At 66.9% G+C, this 6,004-nt stretch carries 4 protein-coding genes; 1 reads left to right on the forward strand and 3 read right to left on the reverse strand.

The genetic code is table 11. The features are described 5' to 3' along the window. Positions 1-156: 156 nt before the first annotated feature. Complete coding sequence (locus tag VJ897_RS05980; RefSeq protein ID WP_324054179.1) at positions 157-2,118, forward strand: tripartite tricarboxylate transporter permease; 1,962 nt, start codon at positions 157-159, stop codon at positions 2,116-2,118. Positions 2,119-2,122: 4 nt separating this feature from the next. Here VJ897_RS05980 and VJ897_RS05985 read toward each other — a convergent pair whose 3' ends face one another. From VJ897_RS05985 to VJ897_RS05995, 3 genes are all read right to left on the reverse strand, one after another. Then, positions 2,123-2,992, reverse strand: a complete 870-nt coding sequence (locus VJ897_RS05985) for a methyltransferase domain-containing protein (protein WP_324054181.1) — start codon at positions 2,990-2,992, stop codon at positions 2,123-2,125. A 61-nt stretch (positions 2,993-3,053) separates the two neighbouring features. Beyond that, on the reverse strand, positions 3,054-4,709 hold the full coding sequence (xrtE, locus tag VJ897_RS05990) for an exosortase E/protease, VPEID-CTERM system (RefSeq protein WP_324054183.1): 1,656 nt from the start codon (positions 4,707-4,709) through the stop codon (positions 3,054-3,056). Next, positions 4,706-6,004 (reverse strand): peptidylprolyl isomerase (locus VJ897_RS05995; RefSeq protein WP_324054185.1); only part of this gene is annotated, 1,299 nt, incomplete at its 5' end. The genes xrtE and VJ897_RS05995, both read right to left, overlap by 4 nt.

The following is a 6,004-nucleotide window of genomic DNA, read 5'->3' on the forward strand; positions in this document are numbered from 1 at the left end:
CACCGCCATGATATGCCGCCTACCTCAGCCCATCACCAACTTTCGGGCATAACTCAACAACGCTGTGCGAACCGCGCACGGCGAACCCGGTGCGGCGACGCCTGTGCCCAACCAGTGCGCATTGCCAGAATGCCGAACGTATACGGAGGCTAGCACGTGCAGGACTACCTAGCCGCGATTGCCATCGGTCTGGGCAATGTCCTGTCATTCCCGAATATCCTGATTCCCGTGATGGGAACCCTGATCGCCATGTTGGCGTCCTTTCTGCCGGGGATCGGAAATGCCAGCCTCGCCACACTGGTGCTGGTTGCGACGCTGAGCTGGGACCCGGTCTCGGTCTTGCTGATGTTCGGGGCCTTGACGGGCGGCGCCACCTTCATGGGCTCGATCACGGCAATCCTGTTCAACATTCCCGGCAACGCATCAAGCGCCGCGGTGCTTCTGGACGGCCATCCCATGGCCCGCAACGGCGAGGCCCGAACCGCGATCGCCTGTGCCGCGACGGCCTCGGCCATCGGATCGCTGTTCGGTGTCATGGTCTTGCTGGCCATCCTGCCGGTGGTGCAGCCGCTGCTGCTGGAATTCGGCCCGCTGGAGCGGGTGCTGTTGGGCATCTGGGGCCTGTCGACCATTGTCGCCATCCCGAATTCCTCGCCTTCGCGCGCCATCGCGGTGACGCTTCTGGGGCTGCTCTGCGCCATGATCGGGTCCGATCCGGCCACCGGGTTGCCGCGGTGGACCTTCGGGAGCCTGCAACTCTTCGACGGGTTCGGCACCATCGCAGTCCTTCTGGGCTTCTTCACCCTGTCCGAGATCATCGGTTGGCGGCAGAACCTCCGGATTTCGGCGGAAGGCGCCGACCCGTCCGGCGGCTCGGTCAGGCTTGGCATCCGGGCGGTGCTGGGGCATCCGGGGCTGACCGCCCGATCCTCGGTCATCGGCACGCTGGTCGGCGTGATTCCCGGCGTCGGGGGCACGGTGTCGAGCTTCGTGTCCTACGGGCAGGCGGTGCAGTGGTCGAAAAACCCCGAGCGATTTGGCACCGGCGATGTTCGAGGGGTCATCGCCCCCGAGGCCGCGGTGGACAGCAAGGATGGCGGGTCGCTTTTGCCCGTGCTGGCCTTCGGCCTTCCCGGTAGTGAGGGCGGCGTGATCCTCGTGACGGTCCTGGCGATCCACGGGTTGGTGCCCGGCTCTCCGATGCTGACCGAGGACTTGCCGCTGTCACTGACGCTCATCTTCGCGTTGCTGATGTCGAACATCCTGACCTCGATCGTCGGTGTCTCTCTTGCGCCCTGGCTGGCCCGTCTTACCCGGTTGAGGATCGACCGGATCGCGCTCCCGGCGTTGATCGCGAGCCTGGTAACGATCGTGCAACTCAACGGTCTGCTGGCAGACCTTTACGTTGCGGTCGGCTTTGGCCTGTTGGGCTACCTCTTGCGGCTTTTCGGCTGGCCACGGGTTCCGTTCATAATCGCCTTCATTCTTGGCGCGTTCATAGAATCCAACCTCGCCTTGACCCTCCGGCTGGCCGAGGTCGGCCGGATTTCCTTCTGGGAGCAGCCGGCGGCGGTGATCATCGTCTGCCTCATCCTTGGGTCGAGTGTCTGGATGTTGTCCGGGCGCAAGGTGGCTCCGCGCCGGAAGCCGAGGATGAAAGGACCCGCGGACGCGAGTCTTGCGTTCGGGTTGGGTCTCTGTGTCCTTGTCATGGCGCTTGCAACGATCCTTGGCGAGGGTCACTACAGCACCTACGCCCGCATCCTGGTCTGGGCCACGACGGCGGTTTATGGCGTGATTGCCCTGTCGTCGTTCCTTCGGGTCGGTCAGACTTCTGCGCCGTCCCCCGCGCCGGACGGCCGGGACCTGTGGTCATTCGGGCTGCTTGCAGCGGTTCCCTTTTCGACTGTCCTGGTCGGTCTGCCCGCAGCCCTGGCCATGCTGAGCCTTGTCTGGCTCTTGTTGGGCTCAGACGTTACACGGCGGCGCCTCTTGTTCGTGGCGGGCCTGTCTGGGCTGGTGTTCGCCGGTGTGTTCCATGTCATCGGGAACCTGGCAGGGTTGCGCCTGCCCGATCCGTTTCTGGTGACAGTCCTCGAACACTTCGTGGCACAATAGCTGATCAGTCGCGGCGTTCGGCGACGATATAGGCATGGGTGCGGCCATTCGACGGCCCGGGCCGTGACCGTGGCGAGGCCCGCTGGGTGTCGCGGTGATAACTCAGGTCGACTAGGTGCAACCCTGCCGCCGAGAGATGTGCGCGCAGTCGATCCTCGGGATAGGGCCCGCGGGACAGGTTCAAGACCCAATAGGCCTCCGCAGCCTCTGACAGGGTCGCGATCAGTGCCTCGTCCATGCCCTTGGCGCGCTGCCGAACTTCGAACTGCCGGCGTAACTGCGCTGTTTCTTCTGGCGCACGGGACGGCCTTGTCTCGGACAGGAACTCGATCGACAAGAGCCGCCCTCCGGGGCGCAGGGCGCGGGCGGCTGCGTGCAGGATGGCGGCGCGGCCAGAATCCGAATTGAACCCCATGACGTTGTGGGTGACGACAGCGTCCCGGTTCTCGGCATCCATTTCATCGAGCCTGCCTTGCCGAACCTGAAGATCGAGCCCAGCGTGGTCCGCGAGCCTCTGGTTCTGACGGAGCGGTGTCTGGCAGCGATCCACCAGCAGCATCGACGGGGTCACGCCTGCCATTTCCGCCGCCGTCGCGATCAAGGTGGCAAGCCCGGAGTCTGCCGCACCCGCAAGCAGGACGCGGATCGTATCGCCACCCCGGGACAGGGTTTGGAAATTGCGGGAAAAAAACTCAAGTCCCCGCGGCATGCGGCCATCGAGGTCCAGATGCCGCAACATGCTCCAGAAGCGATGGTAGTCGCGGCACCCTGTCTCGGTGTCGCAGAACCTGTCCGCATGCCGGAATGCAAACCATGCAAGGTCTTCAAGGGGTTCGGCGATCGAACCGACGGTATCGGTTGGATTGGCGGTCATCAAGACGTCGGCCCCCTTTGGTGTTGAGCTCTGCGCGGTGCACCTGTCGCGGTGAGTGTACTTACCACAAAGACCAGTGTTGGGTGACGATTGCGCTGATGGCGAGGAGGAAATTTGTCACCGCATGCGCGATGATCGCGTCTCCGGTGCGCCCTGTGCGCAGGACCAGCAGGCCGAAGCCCAGCCCGGCCAGTGTGCCGGCCAGCATCTGGGAATGCAGCGCACCAAAGGCCAGAGCAGAGACCGATAGCGCCGTCGCCGCGGCCCAATGGCTGCCGACCTGCGGGGTCAGCCGGGCCATGACAAGCCGGTGCAGCCCGCCACGAAAGGCCAGTTCCTCGAGCACAGGCACCACGAGGCTGAAGCCGACCAGGCGCAGCAGCATCCAGAGAAATACCAACGAGGACGGTGCCGCCGTGAGTGCAGCGGTTGTCTCGGCGTCTGCGGCGGGGTCCGGTGGCACCAGCGCGAGCCAGAGCGCGAAGACAGCAAAGCCCATTACAAAACCCGACAGGCCGGGGCCGCCGGCGAACTCTGACGCTATCGCGTGGCGCCACAGGGCGATCAGTCCGAGACCTGCCAGGGCGGTTAGCGGGTAGGCCCAGTTGAAGCCGGTGCTGAACAACCCTACCACCATGCCGACGCCGAGGTAGATGGCCAGCGGCAGGATCAGCAGGGCGGCCTCGCCTTCTTGCCCGGCCGGCTGTGTCCGCAGGCGGCCGGCGCTGGCTGTGCCACGCCGGAACAGGGGGTGCTGAAGGGCAAGCATGGCCAGTGCGACCACCGCCAGCAGCGAGAGCGTCCCGAAATAGGAATGGAACCCCTCGACCGCCATCTCGGGTGAATGGCGCACGCCGATATGAAACAGCAGGGCGATGCGGAATGCGTTGAGGGTGAATACCAGTCCAACCGTGGTCACGGCCAGGGCCGCCGCCCGGCCCCGTTGCAGCCCCGACCAGTCCAGTGCGATAAGACCGGCCATGACGGTTCCGGCAGCCAGCATCCCCTGGTAGCCCGCACAGACCGGGCTGATGAGGATTGCAAAGCCCTCGGCCGATAGCAGCGGCGTGCCGTCCCGGTACGACAGCACCGGCTGGGCATCGCCGATCACCGCGTAGAAGGCGAGCGCCAGCGACAGCGTGACGTCCTCGACCAGTGCCCGCAGCGCGTCGATGGCCAGATTGCGTTCCGAGGAAAGCAGCAGGGCCGTGACGATGCCGCATCCCACGAAGAGCGCCGCCCGCGTGCTCATCCCGGCCAGCAATCGCCTTGGCGCGATCAGCAGCAGTGCGGTGCCCTGCCATAGGAGGAAGGCGCCAGAGACGGCGGCGTAGCGCCAGTGCGCAAGGTCGGCCATCATGCTGCCGCGCCAGCCCAGTGGCAGGCTCGGGATCAGACCCAGCAGGACCAAAAATGCCGCGCCATGCAGGCCCGCCAAGGCCACACGCGCGCGGGAAGACAGCGGCGGGGGGCCGATGAGGCGCCGCTCGACCAGCGCCGCGACGATCACCGCACCCCCGGCCAGCAGGGTGATCTTGCTTGCGGTGTGGAGATACCACAGAGGCGCGACAGTCTCTCCGCCGCGTAGCAGCAGGAGGAAGCGACCCTCGCTAATCTCGCGCAGGAGGATGAGCTGGACCACCAGCACCAGCGCCAACGCTCCGCGCCATCCTCCCGGAAGGCGTTCCAACCGGACCAGCATTGCCTGCGCCGTCATGACAGGCCGGGCGGGATGTCCAGAACCAGCACCAGCGCCGCCGCGTATAGGATCAGGAGGGTCAGCGCCGCGGCCAACACTCCGCCCGATCCCTGCCTCAGCCGGGCGATGTCGTCTGCCATTTCCTGGTCGGAATGGACCTCGCGGACCTCGGAAATGGACAACTCGAGGGTGCGCCGGGCACGTATCCGCCAGACCACCATCATGGCCGCTGCAATGGCCGCGCCCGCTGCCAGCAGGACAAGTGTGGTGCCGTTTCCGAGGGTGCGTAGCGCGACGGGCAGGGCCGGCACGGCCCCGGCCAGCAGAGCCGCAAGGATCACCCCGGCCAGCACCGTTGCAGGGCCGCGTTTTTTCAGCACCGGCACGAAGGGGCTGTTGCGCACGACCAGCGGATACTGCGCGCGCACGCGCCCTGCCCAGGCCACCGCCGCAAAGCCCGCCCCCGTGCCCGATAGCGCCGCGAGGAAAAGCGCTGCCAGCCGCACCTCGCGCGGCAGCGCCGGTTCGGCGGACCAGACCACGGTGCCGCGCGGCGGGGGCGTGATGCGCTCGGCGCCGGTGCCCTCTGCAACCGGGGCTTCGGCCATCCCGGGGCCCGTTTCGTCGGTGCTGTCGCCGGGGGCCAGCACCTGTTGTGCCAACTGGTCGATCAGGGCCGCGCGATGCGCCTGGTAGGCCTGGGCGACAAGGCGCTGATCGATCCGCTCGCGCAGGGTGTCGGGCGTGGTGGGAAGGGGCTGCGCGTCGTAGAGCCGCAGGACGCTGACCGATCCACCCGCCTCGCGGGTGTCCAGCCGGGCCTCGTCACGTGCCATCCCGGCCAGCCTGTCCCGCAGCGTGGGCGGCAGGGCCTCGGACGGGGTCCAGGCGGTGTCCAGCGCCACGTCGAGCCCGGCGTCACGCGCCTCGGCCGCCAGCGACTCCAGCGCCGCAAGGTCCGGGGCGGAGCGTGCAAGTATGGTTTCGGCCCGGGCCTGCATTTCGGCGCGACGGTCGGCCGCACCGCCCGACAGGGCCAGCCGGGCATAGCGGTAACTACGGCGGTCGTCGAACAGCGCCGGGTTCTCTTCGGCGAAGGCGTCGATCTCGGCCTGCGTGATCTGCGGCGGGGTGAACTGTGACTGCGCGAAGACCTGGAACAGGACCTGCCGGCGCGCATCGTCCAGCGCGTCCAGCACGGGGCGCGACAGCAGGCCTGTTTCGCGGCCATAGTAATAATCGATCAGGTATTCCGCGACCAGCGTGTCGCGGATGCGCGCGCGGCGTTCCTCGGGGGGCAGGTCGGCATGGGC

The sequence above is a fragment of the Salibaculum sp. genome, assembly GCF_035270045.1.
Taxonomy (GTDB): domain Bacteria; phylum Pseudomonadota; class Alphaproteobacteria; order Rhodobacterales; family Rhodobacteraceae; genus Salibaculum.